Below are 21,900 nucleotides of genomic sequence, written 5' to 3'. Positions count from 1 at the left end.
CTTTACATACCGTTCTGTTTTTTCAATCGAACTGATTTAAATAATCAATTTTAAGATATCACTTTTATTTTTTATAATGTATGTATTAAACCAAACATCATTAAATAAAGGTAGGTTCACCGTGAAGTCTCTAAATAGCGCAACAGCTAATTCAGTTAACAAAACAGCGCAACCAAAAGTTGCACTGATTGCTGAAGGTGGCGGGCAGCGAGGGATCTTCACAGCTGGCGTACTTGATGCGTGGTTAGAGCAAGAATATGACCCATTCGATTTATTCATTGGCACCTCTGCAGGTTCGCAAAACCTAACTAGTTACTTAGCGCGTCAAAAAGGCTATGCAAAACGCCTAATCAGAGGGCTTTCGCGTAACAAACGCTTTTTTCAGCTTGGTCGCGGATTAGTGGGTAAACATATAGTTGATTTAGATTGGTACTTTGACAAAACCACTGAGGTAAAAAGAGCCATAGATTTTAAAACAGCTAAAACGAGTTTAGGCGCGCGTGAGCTACTTATAACAGCCACTAATGCACGAGATAGAAAAGCATATTACTTATCGCCAACAGGTGAGAGTGGCCAATGGCGTGATTTGTTAAAGGCTTCTAGCGCACTCCCGTTTTTATACAAACAAGGTGTAAAGTTAACACCTTGGTTAAACGCAAAAGCAGCTAACGAAATACACCTTGCTGAAGAGCAAGTACAGAGCGATTTTTATCTAGACGGCGGTTTAGCAGCTCCATTACCAGTACGTGAAGCTTACAACCGAGGCGCTCGTAAAATTGTTGTAATAAGAACGGTTGACGCTAATTTTCAAGCGCAATCTGCATGGGTACAAAAGCTAAGATCATTTGCTATAGCATCAGGCTATTGTCCAAAAACATTGGACTACTTGATACAGCACGAGAAAGCGTATTTAGACGAGCTTGAGTTTATTGCAAACCCACCAAGTGATGTTGAAATAATACAAATTTTTGCAGACGAAAAACTGCATAGCAAATTATTAGGTAGTTCAAATAACGATTTACGTTTTGATCATAAATTAGGCTTAGATGCCGGTCGCTCATACCTAGCAATGCAAAATTTACAGATTAACAGCAACAACAATTACAGTGCACCTACACAATACAGCTATAACTAAGTAATACAGCGATAGCCAATTAAATATAATTTAAAAAAAAGCGCATAACTTTATGCGCTATTTTTTTGCCATTCTTAATCCTCATTACGCCTCATATAAACCTTACTGCATCAAAATAAAAACTATTGCATCCCGCACCTATGCGCAAAATAAAATACTGAATCTTAAAAAGATATTATTGATTTTTTAACTAATCAATATAAAGTGTAGGTGTGATTTATTATTCATATTTATAGAAATAAAATTCAATGTTGAGTGTGCTTACTTACAGATTATTAAACACCAATACACACTTAACTATCGGGTAAAGCCAAACTTAAACACTATTATGTTTAATGCATAGTGAGCTGCCGGGTTTTTTAAGTTAAGTAGCGCTACATGCAGAGTTTAAAGTCGGTGCTAACATAAAGTAAAAGTATAAAATAAAAAGGGATTAGTAATGTTCGATACCGTCGTCAAAAGTGTAAACAACCTTTTATGGGGAGAAGGTCAGGTACTTATTTATATACTTTTGTTTACAGGTATATGGTTTTCGGTACGACTAAAAGCAATTCAAATACTTAAATTTAAACATATGTTTAGCCTTTTAAAAGGCAGCAGCAAATGTAAAAAAGACGACATTTCATCATTTCAAGCGTTGTGTACAGGGCTTTGCGCACGAGTAGGTACCGGTAATTTAGCCGGTGTGGCAGTGGCAATTTCACTTGGCGGCAGCGGAGCTATATTTTGGATGTGGGTAATAGCCATATTGGGTATGGCTACAGGCTTTGCCGAAAGCGTACTTGGGCAAGTATATAAAGTGCGCGATAGTGGCGGCGAGTTTAGAGGGGGTCCTGCGTATTATATTCAGCAAGGTTTGGGTAGCCGAGCATTCGCAATTGTGTTTGCCGCATGTTTATTTTTAGGTTACGGCTTTACGTTTAGCGCAATGCAAACGAACACAATTACCGACGCACTCAACTACGCGTTTGAAGTTCCTACATTTTATTCAGGCCTGGTTATTACCGTACTAGCCGGCTCAATTATACTCGGTGGCTTTAAGGCAATTGCCCGATTTGCAGAACGTGTTGTGCCAATAATGGGCATTGTGTTTGTACTTGCCGCCGTTATTATTACGATTATAAATTTCACGCAAGTACCCGCCATGCTTAAAGATATATTTTTATCGGCGTTTGGTTTACAAGAAGCCGGAGCGGGTGCAATGGGCGCAGCCATTAAAAACGGTATTCAACGTGGTTTATATTCTAATGAGGCCGGTGCAGGTAGTGTTCCGCATGCTTCAGCAAGTGCCAGCCCAATTCCTAATCACCCAGTAACGCAAGGTTACATACAAATGCTAGGCGTATTTTTCGATACAATAGTACTGTGTAGCTGTACCGCTGTGATCATTTTATTAGCCGATATAGACATAAGCGGTGAAATGGAAGGCATTCGTTTAACACAAAGCGCGATGACCGCTCATTTAGCACAAGGTGGTGTTTATTTTGTCGCAGCTGCTATTACCTTATTTGCTTTTACATCGGTTGTGGCAAATTACGCCTATGCAGAGAGCAACTTGCACTTATTTAAGCTCGACAACAAAGTAGGGCGCGGCATTTACACTTTGCTTTATTTATCAATGATGTTGTGGGGCGCGTCGGCCACATTAAAAGAAGTCTGGGATTTAGCCGATATTGCCTTAGGGTTAATGACAGTGGTTAACGTTATCGCTATTATACTGTTAACGCCGACTATTTTGTCTGTCACGAGCGATTACCACGCACAAAGAGACAAAGGTTTAGAGCCCGAATTTAAAGTAAAAGATGTAAAGGTACAGGGCAAATGCGAAGACGGCATTTGGGATTAATTCAGCACACTTAACTATAAAAAGCGGTTTTATGGCAACATAAAGTCGCTTTCTATTTTGCATAAATATTCACTCTCAGTGTTATAAAAATAACTGAAGAAACTAAAATTAAAGGCACAATTTTTTAGATGATCGAGATTCACGCAGGGAAAACAGCGGCTAAAATTATTAACGAACAGGGCTTTAAACCTGAACTTTTCACCTCTTTTTTAGGTGCAAGTGGCGGTCCTAAATGGTTTACATTATTTGGCTTAGATAAATATATTTTTGGTGAATTTTTTAAAAACCGTACCCAACCACTTAATTTAATCGGCTCATCTGCTGGCGCTTTTCGCTCTGCGTGTTTTGCACAAAACGATCCCGTTGCTGCCATTGAGCGATTAGCAAAATCGTATTCGCAAACTAGGTACTCAAGTAATAAACCAACACCAAGTGAAATCACAATAAAAGCGCGCGCATTACTTGAAGATGTTTTTGGCGATAACGGCGTAACCGAAATTATTAATAACCCAACATTTAAAGCACACTTTATAGTGGCAAAATCAAATGGCTTTATTGCCAGCGAAAATAAATTAATACAACTACTGGGTTTATCAAAAAGTTATATGCTAAATCGCGTTAACCGAAAATTATTAGGCTCGCAATATGAGCGTTTTATATTTGGCCCAGCAACAAGTGACTTATCAATTACCGACAGCTACAATTTTAAAACGCAAAACATAGCGCTTACTCAAAATAATTTAAAAGACGCGTTACTTGCATCGGGTTCAATACCACTTGTTATGCAAGGCATAAAAAATATTGCAGGCTCGCCGCAAGGAATATATCGCGACGGCGGAATTATCGATTACCACTTTGATTTAAAAATTAATAACCCAGGCTTAATTTTATATCCGCATTTTAATAGCGAGCCAAAAGCAGGGTGGTTCGATAAAAATTTAAAACGCAAAGTATCACCACTTAATTACGACAACGTAGTAATGATCACCCCATCAAAAGAATTTGTAGCAAGCTTACCTTACGGAAAAATCCCAGATAGAAATGACTTTACCGATCTTGATGCAGATACACGCATTAAATATTGGAATACCGTTTTTAGTGAAACTGAAAAGTTAGCCGAGGCGTTTGATGAAAAAGTTAAATAATAAAAGCTTTAATTTAAAATCATATTACTAATTTAATAACTGAAAATTGGCAACTCACAAATTACGGTATGTTATTAATGAAAAAGGGAGTAAAACCCTTTTTTATTAATGGGTTATGGTGACAGTCAATATTGATATTTTAACGTTAAATAGAACGAATGATATTAAAAATTGCCTTCCCAGTTTAGTTTTAACAAAAAAAGTAAAAAATTTCCATAATTTAGCTCTTTGTTGATTTATATTTTCCTAAAAAATAGGGTGGAAGGTACGTAATTCTGGATTTAATAGAGTTTATTCTAAAGAAGAAAAGGAAAACCATTTCAAAAAAGAATGAATTTTAATTAATTAATTTGGAATTGTATTTTTCAAGTTTTTGAAGTTCGACATGAAAGCTGTAAAAATATCTTTTATAAAGCCAAAAACTATCATTAGGCATAGCCAAATTATTATAGTTAAAGTGGTTAGTTATTTTTATCAGTTCGGATGTTTTTATATTGTGTAAAATTTTTATATGTTCGCTATCTAGGTAATGCGATATAAGCATTAGGTCATCAATATCTTTCTTTACATCATCACATACGGATTTTAAAAATTCTTTCCAGTTCATGTATCTCTGATAATATAATATAAGGTAAGGTGTTGGACTATTGATATCTATCAAATGAAGTGACTCTTCAATACTATCTTCTGTGAGTCTAGCTAAAGTTAAATCAGTATGCTCTTCTATTGTATCTTTTTCTTGAGGCTTATTTGCAGTTTGATGAATAGCATTAAAAAGATTTCTATAGTTTTTTGACATATTAGAGTTATAACTGACTACAATTGGTAATATATTTTTTTTATCTTGATTAGATTTCAAATGAATAACTATAAAATAAAATATATAGCTAGGTATTACCGCAAAAGATAAGCGATAAATTAAGTTTTCAAAATTTTGCCCCCATGAAACTAAACAAGGTATATAATCAGAAAAAAAATTTACTAAGGTAAAAATTAAAAAGCATACCGCAAATATAATATTAAGTAGTTTGTTTTTTGGTAAAATTGTAGGTTTCATTCTAACTTCCTGTTTTTATTTAGAATTCGGCGGTTATATTAAGTAGCTGCTCTTTGTAAGTCAGATAAATACTTATCTTAGATTTTATGGTTCTCTTTAAGAGTTTTATACATTAATTCAGATTTTCTTGCAGACCATTTATAACGCTAAACTAGTTGAACACCTGAGGGTTTAACCTTTCCCCAGGGAGTTGATATTGTATGATCTTCAATCGAAATTTTACAGTCTGACCAAGCGCCTTTTTCAAGTAATAGTGAAAGTAAATGTTTGTGAAGCTCCGATTCAAACGTTGTAATTTTCAGACAAATTATGATCGATTAGATAGCGCTAATAATAAATAGTTGTTGTGACTAAAAATAGTTAAATTAATAAAGTTATTAATCACTTTGGAGATAAGGATTTAGTTGGAAAGATTTGAGGGGGTTTGTTTATATAGCGGAAATACATGATCATAAAACATCACTCGCTGAAATAACCCATAAATTCATAAACTTTATGTTGAGAAAACGCCCCGCCAAAATATCTAAATGGCGGGGCGTTTGTGGTTTTTCGTGTGCAAAATAGCGTAAGCGCACACGAATTGCAGCAAAAGCCTTTTTAAGCGTAGCGGCTGCAACCCGTAACATAATGTGATTTATGGGGAGTGCAAATAACCATACTAATAGTAAGGTTACGTAATAATTAAAATCAATTATTACGTACCACTGGAGACTTGATGATAGGAACCTATGAAGCTTTGCTTCATGAAAGGCCACACACAGAATTAATATAAAGACCATTAGATAAATGGCCGCATCCAATAACCCAGTCCCGCTTAGAAAAATATCCTAGCGCAACGCGCCCACTGATAAACAATTACTTTTATAAATTCAACACTGTATTTTTTAAGAGGGGACCCGCGTGCGGGGAGATTTCTAAAAAAATGCAGGGTTGGAGCACAATGCTAAAAAAAACCCCGTAACTGTATTACGGGGTATAACTCCCATCTAAATATATACCTTCAGACTAACCAGTTAAAAATATAGACTGGTTTGTTGCTCTATCCCTTGTTAATTAAGTACACATACTTGATTTTATTCCATGAATAACTTAAGTTTAGACGGGGTGATTATTTAGACTAGTTAAAAATACATGCGGGTGTAAAATGCATAGTTCGCTAATAGAGTTTTTGTTTAATACAGATTACAAATCTTATTCTTTAAAACCAGTTGAACAATTGGTGTGTATGAGAATGCTATACCTTTCAAGTAAAGGAGAATCAATTTCTCTTTCTAATATTGCTGATACTTGTAATTGTTCAAAGCAAACTGTTTATTCAGCCGCTTCAAAACTAGTTGCCTTGGGTTTGTTTGATAGCCAACAAAATATTGGCAAGATGACTGATTATATAGTTAACCCGGATTTTCTAGATACTAGTCAGTTTGAATTACCAGAACAAGAGCCAGGTATTAACTCTTCAAGTTCGAGTGAAGAAGATATGTGGAATAGTTTTGATGCTAAAAATCTGTTCGCAAATTATGAGAGCACAGCTAATGTTAAAGAGAGCCCAATAAGTATTGAAGATGCGCATATTGATACGTTGCTAATGCAAGGGCATCAACCTGTAGATTTAGTGGCTAATCACTGTGCACCATCAAGCTCAAAAAGAAGTAAAGCCAGAAAGAAACGTAAAAAGAAATAACTTACTATTTAACAACCCATAAATTCATAAACTTTATGTTGAGAAAACGCCCCGCCAAAATATCTAAATGGCGGGGCGTTTGTGGTTTTTCGTGTGCAAAATAGCGTAAGCGCACACGAATTGCAGCAAAAGCCCTTTTAAGCGTAGCGGCTGCAACCCGTAACATAATGTGATTTATGGGGAGTGCAAATAACCACACTAACAGTAAGGTTACGTAATAATTAAAATCAATTATTACGTACCACTGGAGGATTGATGATACGAACCTATGAAGCTTTGCTTCATGAAAGGCCACATATGAAATTAATATAAAGACCTTTTGATAAATGGCCGCATCCAATAACCCAGTCCGCTTAAAAAAATATCCTAGCGCAACGCGCCCACTGATAAACTTCTCTTTTTCTCTTTTATCGCCAAATGCGTCGCCTTTCAACTCGTTGAAAGCCTACGCATGGCGCTATGTAAAAAAAACCCCGTAACTGTATTACGGGGTATAACTCCCATGTAAATATATATGCTCAGACTAACCAGTTAAAAAAATAGACTGGTTTATTGCTCTATCCCTTAATAACCAAGAAAGCATACTTGATTTTATTCTATGGATAATTTAAATTTAGACAGGTTGGTTATTTAGACCAGTTAAAAATGTAGATGGGTGTAAAATGGATAGTTCATTAATAGAGTTTTTGTTTAATACAGATTATAAATCTTATTCTTTAAAACCGGTTGAGCAATTGGTGTGTATGAGAATGCTGTATCTTTCGAGTAAGGGGGAATCAATATCTCTTTCTAATATTGCGAGTGCTTGTAATTGTTCAAAGCAAACAGTTTATTCAGCTGCTTCAAAACTAGTAACATTAGGTCTGTTTAATAGCCATCAGAATATTGGAAAGATGACTGATTACGAAGTTAATCCAGATTTTCTAAATCTCAAGCAGATAGCTTTACCTGAGAATAAGCCTGATCATTGTTCTTCTAACTTAAACGAAGAGGATTTGTGGAATAATTTTGATTCTACAAATATCTTTAGTAACAATGAAAATACAGATAATGCTAAAGATAATTATGTGAGTATTGAAGATGCGCATATTGATACGTTGTTAAGGCAGGGGCATGAACCAGCACAGATAGTGGCTAATCACTGTGTACCTTCAAACTCAAAAAGAAGCAAAGCCAGAAAGAAACGAAAGAAGAAATAACAAGATATAAGACTACCCATAAATTACGTTATGTTAAATTGAGTGGGTTTTAATAAAGCGAGCGTGATTATACAAACCAGCTCGCTTTTAGGAGAGTAACTTGGTGGTTAATTAAGCTCTGAATCAACCCAAAACTTAGTTCCTTTTAATACAGCTTGTAGTGCAAGGCCGTTTTCGGTTACAGAATATACAGTAACTTGATCTGCAATCGCTTCGGCAACCAGTGCACCGCCTTTATCTTCATATTTTGCTGCTGCATCAGCGTTTCCGCCAAATGCCCAACCATGTTCAATAAATCTGTTTAATGCAGCTTGGTTATGAAAAACCATTACAACGTTAAAATCTTTAACGCCTAAGCCAAGTCCTAAACCGGCTTCGCCCATATTCATGTAAGTCGATTTACCTGTAAGATTATTTCTAACAACACCGTAACCACCGCCAAAGCTAGCAAGCACTACATTTACATTCGCGTTATCGAATACAGCATAACCAGCAGAGTTAGCAATTTGTTTTTTAACATCAGGTTTTTCAGCGTATAATTTATCTAATGTGTTTGCTTTCATACTTTGTACAAGTGAACGTTTTTCGCTTGGTGATGCACTACCTGTAGTAGCACACCCAGTTAACGCAACTGTTAAAGCAAGTACGCTTAGTATAATTAGTTTTTTCATAATTTTTTCCTTAATAAGATATAGCAACCAACAACCATAGAATAATCACGGTATTAAAATAATTAGAGCTTTACTATGTCCAATACTAGACAGTATCGGACTTTAACGTTATTCTGTAAGTCTATTATTTAATTGAATATTTATACATTATGCTTGTTGCTTTGGTTGATACGTTAAAACAATTAAGATATCAAATTGCCCATCTAGATGACGGTACTCTCAATTCAGAATACCCAGAACTTGCATCCTTTATACAGGAAATTGGCTTGACTGTAACTGAATCAAAAGCTGATCTGACATTCTTGTATCAGTTTTTATATGTTTATGGCCGAAAGTCAGAAGCCACTTATAGTCGTTTTCGAAATGAGCTTGAACGCTTTTATTTATGGTCGTGGTTAATAGCAGAAAAATCAGTATTTGATTTAAAACGTGAAGATATTGAAGCTTACGTTGATTTTATGGTTGAACCCGATAAAGCATGGGCTGCAACTTCAGTGCAATGGCGTTATAAAGATGAACAAGGAATTCGTCGATTAAACCAAAATTGGCGCCCTTTTATGCTTAAAGAATCCATTGCTAGCCAACAAACATTATCGTCTATGTTTACAGCATTAAATGTTTTTTATAAGTTTGCCTTACTAGAAGAAAAAACGTTTGCTAACTTTGTCCCTGTTGTTAAAAAAAATAGCCCTTACTTAGTTGTACAATCACAAATTCAAATTCCAGACACATTAAGCGATATACAATGGGAATATGTTTTTGGTGTTACGCGTGATATGTGCGAACAAAAACCAGAGTTGGAGCGAAATTTATTTACGCTCGCATGTTTAAAAGGATTATATTTACGAATATCAGAATTATCTGAACGGCCACAGTGGTCTCCAGTTATGTCTCATTTTTGGCAAGATAATGATGGGTTTTGGTTTTTACGTATTATGGGTAAAGGAAATAAATTACGCGATGTAACATTAAGCGATGATTTTGTTGAATATTTAAAACGCTATAGAGTGTATAGAGGTTTACCTGCCCTTCCCCGTGTTGATGAATCAGACCCTTTAGTTCATAAAATTCGTGGTCACGGTGGTATGACTGTAAGGCAAATTAGACGTTTAGTTCAACAAAGTTTTGATTTTGCACAACAATCATTACTTGATGATGGTTTTAAAGATGACGCTGAACAACTTGGTGCAGCAACTGCGCACTGGCTTCGTCATACGGGTGCTACACATGATGCGCAAACCAGACCGCTTAAACATTTATCAGAAGATTTAGGACATTCTAAAATTGCGACTACCGATCAAATTTATATTCAAACAAATATTAAAGAGCGAGCAAAGTCAGGGCTAAAAAGGAAAATTTAATGGAGTACTTAGTAATAGCATTTATTGGCGGACTATTTTTAATTTATTCTCTAACACTTCGCCAGCTAGAAAAAACAGAAGTAACAGGTCCAATGTTTTTTGTTGTTGGCGGAATATGTTTAGCAATGTTACTACCCAATGAAGGGCAAAAAATAAAAGAAGGCGTAGATCTTCTATTGCCGTTTATAGAACTAACGCTAAGTATATTTTTATTTTCGGACGCAGCTAAATCAAAATTAAGTGTATTAAGACATAGTTTTCAGTATCCAAGTTTATTATTGTTTGTAGCCCTGCCCTTAACTTTGTTACTTGGTATTGCTGTTGCGTTATTTTTATTTTCTGAGCTTTCACTTATTCAAGCGGCGTTACTTGCTATTATATTAACACCTACCGATGCAGCATTGAGTAAAGGATTATTAGCTAGTACGCAAGTACCCGAAAAAATACGCGAAGGAATAAATACTGAAAGTGGGTTGAACGACGGTTTGTGCGTACCCGTATTTTTAATATTTATATTACTCGCAAAAAATCCTGAATCAGCTATTACTGCAACGCAAACATTAAGTGTGTTTGGTCGAGAGCTGGGACTTGCTTTATTAGTAGCAATTACAAGTATCGTTATTTTTATACCGTGTTTAAATTTTGCAATGAAACGACATTACTTTGCACAAAATACAAGCCCATTTTTATTACTTGGTTTTGCTATGGCAGTGTTTTCTTTTACGCAATATTTTCATGGCAGTGGGTTTATTGCGGTATTTGTTGCAGGTTTATTATTTGATAAATTCTCGACTGAAGAAGTAAGAACAGAATTAATTGATGATTCAGAACACATTGCAGATTTTACATCTCTTATGATTTGGTGCTTGTTCGGGTTTGTTTGCGCTTACTTAGTCATTCCTAAACTAAATACTGAGATTATAATTTACGCTTTATTGAGTACAACATTAATTAGAATAATTCCAGTTATGTTGTCACTACAGTTTACGGCATTGAATATTAAAGAGCGTTTTACATTTGCGTGGTTTGGACCAAGAGGTTTAGCATCAATTGTTTTTACATTGATGGTTATAGATACGCAAATAGAAAACAAATATCAAATTGCGACTATAGCAATGACGACTATTTTGTTTAGTGTATTTATACATGGTATTAGCACTAAACCTATTGCCGATAGCTTTGTTAAAAAATAATTATTTAAACTAGGTAAATTAAGAATACGTATTAAAAAAGGCGTAACGGTTATTTTCATCACTGATGAAGTTAATCGTTGCGCCTTTTTGTATTTAATAAATAATTTACTAAATTTGTATTTAGATAAAACTATTTAAGTACTCTTATATAAGCGATCTTATTTAAGCACTCTTATTTTATAAAGTTATTTAAGAACCTGTGCTAGTAATTCAATTGGGTGTTTTGGTTTAAATTGTTCAAAACGTTTAACTTGGCTACGACAAGAAAATCCCGTAGATAAAAGTTGCTCAGGTTTATTTTTATCTACAATTGGTTTCCAGCTCATTTCGTAAAGCGCACGTGAGTTATCTTGATTTTGTGCTTCGTGGCCATAAGTTCCCGCCATTCCACAACAACCTGTATTTGTTGTTTTTAATGTTAAACCAATATCATTGAAAATTGTTTGCCATACATTTGCTGCTTTTGGCAGCGCAGTTGTTTCAGTACAATGACTCAGTAATGTAAATTCGGTATCTGTATTTTGCTTTGCGCTTAGTGATTTAAACGATTGTGTTTCTAGCCATTCATGAGCAAGCTGCACATTAAATTCGCCACGGTTATTTTCTAAAATTGTATTATATTCATCGCGATAACACATAACGAGTGACGCATCTAAACCGACTAACGGTGCATTAATATCATTTAATTTATTTAAAAACTCGGCTGCATTTTTAGCTGTAACTTTAAATTCATGCAAAAAACCTTTTACGTGTTGCGGTTTACCATTTGGTTTAAAAGGTAACAGCATTGGTTTTTTGCCAAGTTGTGTTATTAAAGTAATAAAGCTTTCTACTAATTCGGCTTCGTAAAAACTCGTAAATGGGTCTTGTACTATTAATACATAGTCACTTTGTTGTTCTGCGTTTAATTTATTTAGTAAATCAAAATCGAATTTTTGTGCTTTAGTAATACGTTTTGAAAGTGCAGGAATACTTAACTGTGGTGTATCAACATAACCAACTGTTTTTTTAATAACATTGCTTACTAATGATGTTTTAACAATTGGGTTTATAACTTTAGCGAACTTTGCCATTAATGGCGCGCTGTTTTCTATATTGCCAACAAGGTAATCTTTTAGCGGGCGTGCATAGTAACTATGATAATAATTTAAAAAGCGCGAACGAAAAGTGGGTACATCAACTTTAATTGGGCATGCAGTTGTACATGCTTTACACGCTAAACATTCATCCATTGACGCTTTTACTTCGTGAGAAAAATCGTAAATACCTTTTCGTTTTTCGCGGCTATGAACAAAACGTTCCCACCAGGTAATGACTTCACCTTTGTTTAGTTGCTTTTCTACTTCGAGTAAATCTATATCTTTAGACTCTTGAAGGCGTAACCATTCACGCATTAAACTTGCGCGTCCTTTTGGTGAGTTACGTCGGTCGCCGGTCACTTTATACGATGGGCACATTGGCGAGTTTTCATCGTAATTAAAGCATATGCCATTACCATTACAGGTCATTGCGTTGTTAAAACTGGTTTTAACTTCTATTGATATTTGCTTATCGAAGTGCGCTCTCTTTTGTCCATCCACACTAACTAGTGAGTCTTCACTATCGATAGGAGTGCATATTTTACCAGGGTTGATACGATTATTAGGATCGAAAGCTGTTTTTATTTTTCGAAGTTGCGTATATAAATGCTCACCAAAAAACTCAGGGCTATATTCACTACGGTAACCTTTACCGTGTTCGCCCCACATTAAACCACCGTACTTAGCGGTTAGTTTTACGACCTGATCTGAAATAGTTCGCAGTAGTTTTTCTTGTTCTGGGTCGCACATATCAAGTGCCGGGCGCACATGTAAAACGCCCGCATCAACATGGCCGAACATACCATACTGTAAATTATGGCTGTCGAGTAATGCTCTAAATTCGACAATATAATCTGCTAAGTTTTCAGGCGGTACAGCGGTGTCTTCTGCAAAGGCGAGTGGTTTTTGACTGCCTTTTACATTACCTAATAAACCCACTGACTTTTTACGCATTGCGTAAATTTTTAGTATATCGCTTTTATCACTGGTTAACTGATAACCAATAACGCCATTAGCTTGATTTGCTACGCATTGCTCTAGAAGCTTACAAAGCGTGTCTACTTTGTCTTTTATTTCATCGTTTGATACTGCATTAAACTCGACCATGTTAAGGCCTTGCATATCTTTATTTGGCACGTCGGTTATTAAGTCCGATACTAAATTCCAAATAATATCTTCACGCGCTAAGTTTAAAACTTTGCTATCAACGGTTTCTACCGATGTTGCGCGTGCATCGACTAAAAATGGTGAATGACGAAGTGCGGAATCAAAACTATCATACTTAATATTAATAAGCGTTTTAAATTCGGCAATAGGCGTTAGGTTTAATTTAGCTTCAGTTACTATACCTAATGACCCTTCTGAGCCAGTTATTAAGCGGCTCATATCAAAAGTAAGTAAGTCATCACTTAGCACATGCTCTAGGTCGTAGCCGGTTAAAAAACGATTTAACCGTGGAAACTTAGCTAAAATAGCAGCGCGTTCATTAACTGATATATCTAAAACTGTTTTATATAAACTACCAATTAGTGAGTCTTGATTCGCTATAATTTGTGCTTTGTCGATGTCTATTGGGGAGGTGCACATAGGTGTGCCATCAACTAAATAAGTTGTTAGCCCTAAAACATGATCGCTCGTTTTACCGTAAACTAACGAGCCTTGCCCCGATGCGTCAGTACTTATCATGCCACCAATAGTTGCCCTGTTACTGGTAGATAAATCAGGTGAGAAGAAAAAACCATAAGGTTTTAAAAAGTCATTAAGTTGATCTTTTATTACGCCGGTTTGAACGCGTACCCAGCCTTCTTCTACATTTATTTCGAGGATTTCGCGCATATAGCGAGACAAATCTACAACAATACCAGGTGTTAACGATTGTCCGTTAGTGCCTGTTCCACCGCCACGAGGACCAAAAGTTAATGATAAAAACGGGTCGCGAGATGCTGTTTGCAATGCGAGCTGAATATCTTTTTCACTTTTTGGAAAAATAACACCTTGCGGTATTTGCTGATACACACTGTTATCGGTTGAAGCGGTAATACGCGTTGCATAACTTGCGTCGGTATCTCCGGTAAAACCTTGGTTTGCAATGGTATTTAGGTAGTTTGCGACAAGTTCTGTCGCGGCATCTTGCTGTGTAATTGTTGCTATCATGACGGCGATATTTTAGGGCATTTGACTAATTATATCATGGTGATGGCGAATAGAAATTGAAGATTTTACAGTTTGTAACACTCTTTTAGTCGATTTTAATGCAGCTTAAATTATACTCATACTAACAAGTAATGAGGTGTGTTATATGAAAAAATTACTATTACAGATCAGTGGCGTGTTATTTATTTTGCTAGGATTATTTTTTGCGGTTGTAGCTAGGGCGTGTTGACCTTTGGTTGTTGAATTTGCAGCAGTATGTTTGGTTTTTAGGCAAGGCAGAGCCTATGTAGTGTGGTTACTCCCCATAAATAGGCGATAACGCAGCATAAATACCAAACATGCGCTGCCCAATGGGTTCTTTCTAGGGACGATTAACTCTTTGTTGCTCGGTTTTTACTTAGCCCACTAGGTTACAAACCTCGCGCCGCGATTAAATCGCCCTTAGATTGAACAAATTTCAATCCACAAAGCTCAACACGCCCTTAGCCTTCACTTATATTTTTTATGGCGGGTTTATTATGCTTTTCGTTTTACTATCCTAAAGCGCGACATTACTTATCATTTTGTCAAAAGGCGTTAACTAAATCATGTGCCTATTTAGATAAAAAATTAGCCCGTTAATTTACTTTTAATTGAGTATAAAAAAATGCCAGCAATTTATTGCTGGCATTTTTATAGCTTACCTATTTATAGCTTACATATTTATTACTTTGCTAATTTTTTAGCTAGGTATAACCATGTTTCTATTACTGTGTCTGGATTTAGTGAAACAGAGTCAATACCCTGCTCTACTAACCATGCAGCAAAGTCTTCGTGATCTGAAGGACCTTGGCCACAAATACCTACGTACTTTCCTTTTGCTTTAGCTGTTTTAATTGCCATAGAAAGTAGCTTTTTAATTGCAGGGTCACGCTCATCAAATAAATGTGCGATTAAACCAGAATCACGGTCAAGACCAAGCGTTAACTGTGTTAAATCGTTAGAGCCGATAGAAAAACCATCAAACATTTCTAAAAATTCATCTGCAAGTAATGCATTTGAAGGTAGCTCACACATCATGATTACTTTAAGACCATTATCGCCGCGTTTAAGGCCATGTTCTTCTAGTAATTCAATTACGCGTTTGCCTTCTTCAAGGGTACGTACGAATGGGATCATGATTTCTATGTTAGCCATATCCATGTCGTTTCTTACGCGTTTTATAGCTTCACATTCTAGTGCAAAACAATCGCGGAAGTCTTCAGAGATATAACGGGCTGCACCACGAAAACCAATCATTGGGTTTTCTTCTTCTGGCTCGTATTGCTGACCGCCAACTAGGTTTGCGTATTCGTTTGATTTAAAATCAGACATACGAACAATTACACGCTCTGGTGCAAATGCACACCCTAGAGTAGAAATACCTTCAACCAGTTTTGTTATGTAAAACTCTACTGGTGATTCGTAACCGGCAATCATGTCAGTAATTTCTGCTTTTAATGCATCTGTTTGAGCATCAAAATTTAATAACGCTTTAGGATGAACGCCAATCATACGGTTGATAATAAATTCAACTCGCGCAAGGCCAACACCTGCATGCGGTAAGCGTGCAAAGTCAAATGCACGATCGGGGTTACCTACGTTCATCATAACTTTCATTGGTAGTTCTGGCATTTTATCAACGCGTGACGTTAGTATTTCAAAATCTAAAATACCTTCGTAAATAAAGCCGGTATCGCCTTCGGCGCACGATACTGTTACTTCTTGGCCCGCTTTAATTAAATCAGTTGCGTTGCCACAGCCTACCACTGCCGGAATACCAAGTTCGCGTGCAATGATTGCCGCGTGACATGTACGGCCACCACGATTGGTAACAATCGCCGCTGCACGTTTCATGATTGGTTCCCAATCAGGATCTGTCATATCGGTTACTAAAATGTCGCCTACTTGTACTTGATCCATTTCTTTGATTGAATCAAGAACACGCACAACACCGCTACCAATTTTATGACCAATTGCACGGCCTTCAACAACAACGTTGCTTGTACCATTTAATTGAAAGCGTTCCATTACGTTAGAGTCTTCGTTTGAGCGTACAGTTTCTGGACGTGCTTGAACTATATATAGTTTGCCGTCGTTACCGTCTTTTGCCCATTCGATGTCCATAGGACGACCGTAATGTTTTTCGATGATTACAGCTTGCTTGGCAAGTTCTTGCACTTCTTCATCTGTAATCGAAAATTTATTTGAAAGCTCAGGGGCAACATCAACGATGTCTACTTGCTTACCGTGTGCTTTATCTTCTGAGTAAATCATTTGAATGGCTTTAGAACCAATGTTACGACGTACTACTGAAGGTTTATTTTTAAGGAGTGTTGGTTTATGAACATAAAACTCATCAGGGTTAACTGCGCCCTGTACAACCATTTCACCTAAGCCGTAGCTTGATGTAATAAATACAACGTCTTCAAAACCAGACTCTGTATCAATGCTAAACATTACGCCAGATGCTGATTTATCTGAACGTACCATGCGCTGAATACCAGCCGATAACGCCACACCACGGTGATCGTAACCTTGGTGAACTCGATATGAGATTGCACGGTCGTTAAATAATGAAGCAAATACGTGTTTAATAGCGACCATGACTGAATCGATACCAACAACGTTAAGGAAAGTTTCTTGCTGGCCTGCGAATGATGCATCTGGCATATCTTCAGCGGTAGCTGATGAACGTACTGCGAATGATACATCTGCTGCAGTATCGCCATGGAGTTGGCTATATGCGTCGCGAATGGCTTGATCTAGGTTTGGTTGGAATGGTGTGTCGATTATCCATTGGCGGATGTCGGCACCGACTTTAGCGAGTGTATTTACATCATCAACATCAAGTGTATCTAGGATGTTGTGAATCTTTGCTGTGAGTCCTGATTGATCTAAAAACTCATTAAAAGCATCTGCGGTAGTTGCGAAACCACCCGGTACTTGTACACCAGCGTTTGCTAGGTTTGAAATCATTTCGCCAAGTGAAGCGTTTTTACCGCCAACTCGAGGAACATCTTGCATACCAAGCTCTTGATACCAGAGAACGTATTCTTGCACGGATCTTTCTCCAAAAAAAACAAATTGTAGGTCTAACTGTGAGAGTTAAGAAAGAAAACCTTTTATAAAGGTCATCATCATTCTACACTGGCAATAGTCCTCACGTAAACCGTGAGAAACCCATTTTAGGGATTTAAACGCAATAAAAAGGTTAATTATGAGAACTGCTTTTTATATATCAGATGGAACCGCTATTACTTCAGAGGTGTTTGGGCATGCGACTTTGTCGTTGTTTCCTATCGATTTTAATCATAAAACAATTCCATTTGTAGAAACTGAAGAAAAAGCGCACGAAATTAAAGCATTAATTAATGCAACCGCTGCAAAAACAGGCGAAAAGCCATTTGTTTTTTTTACTTTTGTTAATCACAATTTAAGTGAAATTATAAAATCGGCTGATGCAGTCACGTATGACTTTTTAACTACATATAGCGAAAAAATAGAAAAAGAACTGAATGTAGCCCCAGTTCCTAAAATGCATCGTACGCATTCTATCCACGAAAAAAGTTATGACTTTAGAATTGATGCCGTTAATTATGCTCTTATGAATGATGATGGCGGAAATATTAAAAACTTTTCTGAAGCAGACATCATTTTAATTGGCGTTAGTAGAAGTGGTAAAACACCCACAAGCTTATACTTAGCACTGCAGTACGGCATTAAAGCGGCTAACTACCCTATTACAGAAGAAGATTTAGACAATGAAGGTTTGCCTAAGTGTTTAGTCCCTTATAAACATAAGTTATTTGGACTTACGATTGACCCTGAGAGACTTGCGGCTATTAGGCATCGACGTATGGCGAACTCTAAGTATGCTTCAATTAAACAGTGTCGTATTGAGGTTCGCGAAGTGGAAATGTTGTATAAGCGTCATAAAATTGCTTACTTTAATTCTACGCATCATTCTGTTGAAGAAATATCTGCAAAAATATTGATAGAAACAGACTTGGAGCGACGTAAGTACTAACTTACTCATCAAAGAAATAAAAAAACCGCAACTAAGCGGTTTTTTTGTATCAATAAATATTATTTACGTGCGTCTTTTAGTAAATCAGCTACTAAAAAGCCTAACTCTAATACTTGGTCGGCGTTAAGGCGTGGGTCACACTGCGTTTTGTAACGCTGTGCTAGGTCATCGTCAGATAAACCGTAAGCCCCGCCTGTACACTCTGTAACGTGCTGGCCTGTCATCTCTAGGTGAACACCACCTGCGTATGAACCTTCAGCTTTGTGTACAGCGAAGAACTGACTGATCTCGCGCATAATATTGTCGAAGTTACGTGTTTTGTAACCTGATGTCGCTTTTTCAGTGTTACCGTGCATTGGATCTGAGCTCCAAATTACTTTACGGCCTTCTTGTTGAACTCTTCTTACTAGCGCTGGAAGTTTTTCAGGAAGTATATCTGCACCCATACGCGTAATTAGCGTTAAACGACCAGGAATGTTATCTGGGTTTAATGCATCAATTAAACGAATTAGGTCATCTGGGTCCATACCTGGGCCAACTTTAACACCAATTGGGTTTTTGATGCCTTTGAAAAACTCAATATGTGCATGGTCTAGTTGACGAGTACGTTCACCAATCCAAACAAAGTGAGCAGAACAATCGTACCAATCACCAGATAAGTGGTCGCGACGAGTAAGCGCCTCTTCGTAACCAAGTAATAACGCTTCGTGAGAAGTGTATAAATCGGTTTCTTTTAAGCTTGGCGCAATTGTAGAGTTAATTCCGCACACTTCCATAAACTCTAGTGCGTCTTGAATTTTATCAGCAAGTTGTTGGTATTTTTCTTTAAGTGGATTTGCAGCAACAAAGCCCATGTTCCAACGGTTTACCTGGTGAAGATCGGCAAGGCCACCTTGTGCAAAAGCACGTAATAAGTTTAACGTAGCGGCACTATGATGGTATGCAGTCATTAAGCGTTGTGGATCGGGTATACGTGCTTCTTCTGTAAACTCGATATTATTAATAATGTCGCCACGGTAAGATGGTAAAGACACGCCATTAATTGTTTCTAAGTCTGCTGAACGAGGTTTAGCGTATTGACCAGCCATGCGCGCTATTTTAACTACAGGGCATTTACCGCCGTAAGTTAATACAACAGCCATCTGTAAGATTGTTTTGAATGTATCGCGAATGTTAGCGGCATTAAAATCGCTAAATGATTCTGCACAGTCACCACCTTGAAGTAAAAAAGCACGACCTTCGCACACATCTTCAAGTTGTTTGAATAGGCTTCTTGTTTCTTCAGCAAAAACTAAAGGCGGTGCCGTTTTTAATTGGCTTTCTACTGATTTAAGTATTTCTTGATCCGGGTACTGTGGCTGCTGCAGTATTGGCAGCTCTCTCCAGCTATTTGGGTTCCACGATTGCATAATTTTTCCTCATTCCTACATTACCTGATAAGAAGAAATTAACGTATGCAGGCCCCTATGTTCAAGGACTAAATTCACTATTTTCCAATTATTTAGTTATGAGTTAAGTATAATAGTAATCTTACTTAACCTAGGTGGTTATATAACATACACTTTAGTTTTATTTCGAAGAAACTAAAGTGTTTAAATACATGCGTTTAGAGCTAACTATTTACAATTTTAACGCATTGAGAATAAAGAGTACATAAGGGTATGTTATACGTAATTTTGCTAGGAACACATCATACTTAAATAACAGCTTCTGTAATCTTAACTTTACGCGGATAATTAATTAATAGCTATCAAGTGCTATGTGCAGACCTTAATGTATGATATGAGTGTTTGTGGTAATCATTTATCTGCGCTTTAAATCCTAGACGCATAGTCTTGTATAGCACTCGTATGCAGGACTATATTCACAAGTGCCACAACTTAAAGGTGTGGTAGGCCATTAAGTTTTCTCTTCAAAGTGATAGTGCTAATTTACAATTCATCATGATTAAAGCCGCTACTGCTTGAAGTATCCTTAAAGAGGAACTGATATCAAAAAGCATTTGTAGTCATTGTAACCTTTAGCCTGATCACCGTACTGCCAACACGGTGTAATATGAGTCAGTAATTATAAATACTAGGACTGTTAGATAAATATATGAAAATTATATAACTCCGCTTAACTCATTTTTCTAAACTTAGTTTTATCACCTACTACTTAGATAATCTAGTACTTGGCGTATTAGCCTTTTTATATACGACAAAGTAAATACTCCAATCTCATATGAATTAGTAAGGAGTTTCAATCTTTCTTCATTTATATATTCCCACGTTAAAGAACACATCATACTTAATTGAAATATAATATTACTATGAGCCCCGAGTACTATTTGTTATTTATTTAGACAAAACAAAGTGCATGTAATAATATAAGACTAGTAAGATGTGTTCTTTGAGGTGTGTAATGGTAACTAAGGTACAAATTAGAAGTCAGTTTGATTTAATGAACGAATTAACTTTGAGGTTGATTGAAGAACTAAAAGAGTGTGAATTCTCCAAAGCGGAATATTATCAATTACCAGATGTAAGTAGTTTCGATGAGAGTAAAGTTCCAGAATCTATACTTGTTTCTAAAATCACTGGAGTACCTGCTCAAAAAGCAATCCTAAACTCTTTTTCAGACATGTATAAAAAATCAGGATTAAGCAGTCGTGTTTTAAAAAGGCACCCTGGTTTGCTCGTTATTAAAAATGCAGATAAACAAGCTTTAAATAATCGTATAGCTCAAGTAAATAAAGCTAAAGCTACGTTTAAAGAATGTATTTTAGCTATTGATAGCAACGATGCTCGATTTGAGGCAGTTCACAATGCTATACCAAATTTAATAACGCTTGCTGCATATCGTAAAATTCATAGTGAAAGCGAATCGCCATTTTCGGTTAGGTTTACTTGGATGCACAAACACGCAACTAAAACGCTGACTAAAAAAATGGCTCTCGAAATGCTCGACAAATCGGCCAGTTATCGAAATCCAAGAATGATAGATCAACAAAAATGGCAATCACTTGTAGCTCAAGAACAATTACGGGTTGCTAGTTTAGGCGAAAAGGAAAAACTTAGAATTCGCCGCCCTACTCGAGTGAGTCCACAGGTAAATGTGAGATATACGGCGCAAAATCGCTATCATGTGAGTGCTGCATTACCCTTTATTCTGATTAATCCAGAACCAGACGTAAAATTAGGTATATTACCTGATTATCAAAAACCCGAAACTCACCCTCGTAAGCGCGAGTATGATTTTTTGGTTGATAGGTTATATTTAGAACAGGTTGAGCGGTAGTCATTATGTTAAAAAGGCCACATAGTGTGGCCTTTTTAGTTATCCGTACAGT

The 21,900-nt window shown here is 36.6% G+C and carries 15 protein-coding genes; 9 read left to right on the top strand and 6 right to left on the bottom strand.

The window, feature by feature from the left end:
- Nucleotides 1-121 precede the first annotated feature (121 nt).
- The 3 genes from I6F43_RS00465 (at nucleotide 122) to I6F43_RS00455 (ending at nucleotide 4,126) form a co-directional block, all read left to right on the top strand.
- Entirely contained in the window at nucleotides 122-1,135 is a 1,014-nt protein-coding gene (locus I6F43_RS00465) for a patatin-like phospholipase family protein (protein WP_197100440.1), read from the top strand.
- A gap of 439 nt (nucleotides 1,136-1,574) precedes the next feature.
- Nucleotides 1,575-2,981 (top strand): alanine/glycine:cation symporter family protein, encoded by a 1,407-nt coding sequence (locus I6F43_RS00460; RefSeq protein ID WP_076924661.1) that lies wholly within the window; start codon nucleotides 1,575-1,577, stop codon nucleotides 2,979-2,981.
- A gap of 128 nt (nucleotides 2,982-3,109) precedes the next feature.
- Nucleotides 3,110-4,126 carry a patatin-like phospholipase family protein gene (locus I6F43_RS00455; RefSeq protein ID WP_197100438.1) on the top strand — a complete coding sequence of 339 codons (1,017 nt, stop codon included), beginning with the start codon at nucleotides 3,110-3,112 and terminating at the stop codon, nucleotides 4,124-4,126.
- Between the two features lie 337 nt (nucleotides 4,127-4,463).
- Here the strand turns inward: I6F43_RS00455 and I6F43_RS00450 are convergent, their stop codons facing one another.
- Nucleotides 4,464-5,183 (bottom strand): hypothetical protein, encoded by a 720-nt coding sequence (locus tag I6F43_RS00450; protein WP_197100436.1) that lies wholly within the window; start codon nucleotides 5,181-5,183, stop codon nucleotides 4,464-4,466.
- A 1,144-nt stretch (nucleotides 5,184-6,327) separates the two neighbouring features.
- Between I6F43_RS00450 and I6F43_RS00445 the strand changes: the two genes are divergently transcribed.
- Nucleotides 6,328-6,864, top strand: a complete 537-nt coding sequence (locus I6F43_RS00445) for a hypothetical protein (RefSeq protein WP_197100434.1) — start codon at nucleotides 6,328-6,330, stop codon at nucleotides 6,862-6,864.
- Between the two features lie 4 nt (nucleotides 6,865-6,868).
- Here I6F43_RS00445 and I6F43_RS00440 read toward each other — a convergent pair whose 3' ends face one another.
- A complete protein-coding gene (locus I6F43_RS00440; RefSeq protein WP_197100432.1) occupies nucleotides 6,869-7,297 on the bottom strand; it encodes a hypothetical protein in 429 nt (142 codons plus the stop codon).
- 229 nt (nucleotides 7,298-7,526) lie between these two features.
- Between I6F43_RS00440 and I6F43_RS00435 the strand changes: the two genes are divergently transcribed.
- Nucleotides 7,527-8,063 carry a helix-turn-helix domain-containing protein gene (locus I6F43_RS00435; RefSeq protein ID WP_197100429.1) on the top strand — a complete coding sequence of 179 codons (537 nt, stop codon included), beginning with the start codon at nucleotides 7,527-7,529 and terminating at the stop codon, nucleotides 8,061-8,063.
- A 107-nt stretch (nucleotides 8,064-8,170) separates the two neighbouring features.
- Here I6F43_RS00435 and I6F43_RS00430 read toward each other — a convergent pair whose 3' ends face one another.
- Nucleotides 8,171-8,734: a YSC84-related protein gene (locus I6F43_RS00430; RefSeq protein ID WP_007583197.1), complete on the bottom strand. Its 564-nt coding sequence runs from the start codon at nucleotides 8,732-8,734 to the stop codon at nucleotides 8,171-8,173.
- A 149-nt stretch (nucleotides 8,735-8,883) separates the two neighbouring features.
- Here I6F43_RS00430 and I6F43_RS00425 point away from each other — a divergent pair, with 149 nt between their 5' ends.
- Complete coding sequence (locus I6F43_RS00425; protein WP_197100427.1) at nucleotides 8,884-10,095, top strand: tyrosine-type recombinase/integrase; 1,212 nt, start codon at nucleotides 8,884-8,886, stop codon at nucleotides 10,093-10,095.
- On the top strand, nucleotides 10,095-11,288 hold the full coding sequence (locus I6F43_RS00420) for a cation:proton antiporter (protein WP_197100425.1): 1,194 nt from the start codon (nucleotides 10,095-10,097) through the stop codon (nucleotides 11,286-11,288). The genes I6F43_RS00425 and I6F43_RS00420 overlap by 1 nt, the downstream gene beginning before the upstream one ends.
- A 185-nt stretch (nucleotides 11,289-11,473) precedes the next feature.
- Here the strand turns inward: I6F43_RS00420 and ydiJ are convergent, their stop codons facing one another.
- Complete coding sequence (gene ydiJ, locus I6F43_RS00415) at nucleotides 11,474-14,521, bottom strand: D-2-hydroxyglutarate dehydrogenase YdiJ (RefSeq protein WP_197100424.1); 3,048 nt, start codon at nucleotides 14,519-14,521, stop codon at nucleotides 11,474-11,476.
- 705 nt (nucleotides 14,522-15,226) lie between these two features.
- Nucleotides 15,227-17,602 carry a phosphoenolpyruvate synthase gene (gene ppsA, locus I6F43_RS00410; protein WP_007583187.1) on the bottom strand — a complete coding sequence of 792 codons (2,376 nt, stop codon included), beginning with the start codon at nucleotides 17,600-17,602 and terminating at the stop codon, nucleotides 15,227-15,229.
- A 157-nt stretch (nucleotides 17,603-17,759) separates the two neighbouring features.
- Between ppsA and ppsR the strand changes: the two genes are divergently transcribed.
- Nucleotides 17,760-18,569: a posphoenolpyruvate synthetase regulatory kinase/phosphorylase PpsR gene (gene ppsR / locus I6F43_RS00405; protein ID WP_007583184.1), complete on the top strand. Its 810-nt coding sequence runs from the start codon at nucleotides 17,760-17,762 to the stop codon at nucleotides 18,567-18,569.
- A gap of 59 nt (nucleotides 18,570-18,628) precedes the next feature.
- On the opposite strand, the gene I6F43_RS00400 is transcribed toward ppsR, so the two are convergent.
- Nucleotides 18,629-19,978: a class II 3-deoxy-7-phosphoheptulonate synthase gene (locus tag I6F43_RS00400; RefSeq protein ID WP_008167282.1), complete on the bottom strand. Its 1,350-nt coding sequence runs from the start codon at nucleotides 19,976-19,978 to the stop codon at nucleotides 18,629-18,631.
- Between the two features lie 994 nt (nucleotides 19,979-20,972).
- Between I6F43_RS00400 and I6F43_RS00395 the strand changes: the two genes are divergently transcribed.
- Entirely contained in the window at nucleotides 20,973-21,848 is an 876-nt protein-coding gene (locus I6F43_RS00395) for a DNA replication terminus site-binding protein (RefSeq protein WP_101217264.1), read from the top strand.
- The last annotated feature ends 52 nt before the right edge of the window (nucleotides 21,849-21,900 follow it).

The sequence above is a fragment of the Pseudoalteromonas sp. NZS71_1 genome, assembly GCF_015864305.1.
Lineage (GTDB): Bacteria > Pseudomonadota > Gammaproteobacteria > Enterobacterales > Alteromonadaceae > Pseudoalteromonas > Pseudoalteromonas arctica.
The sequence above is the reverse complement of the archived record's forward strand: the minus strand, read 5'-3'. Positions and strand labels throughout refer to the sequence as shown.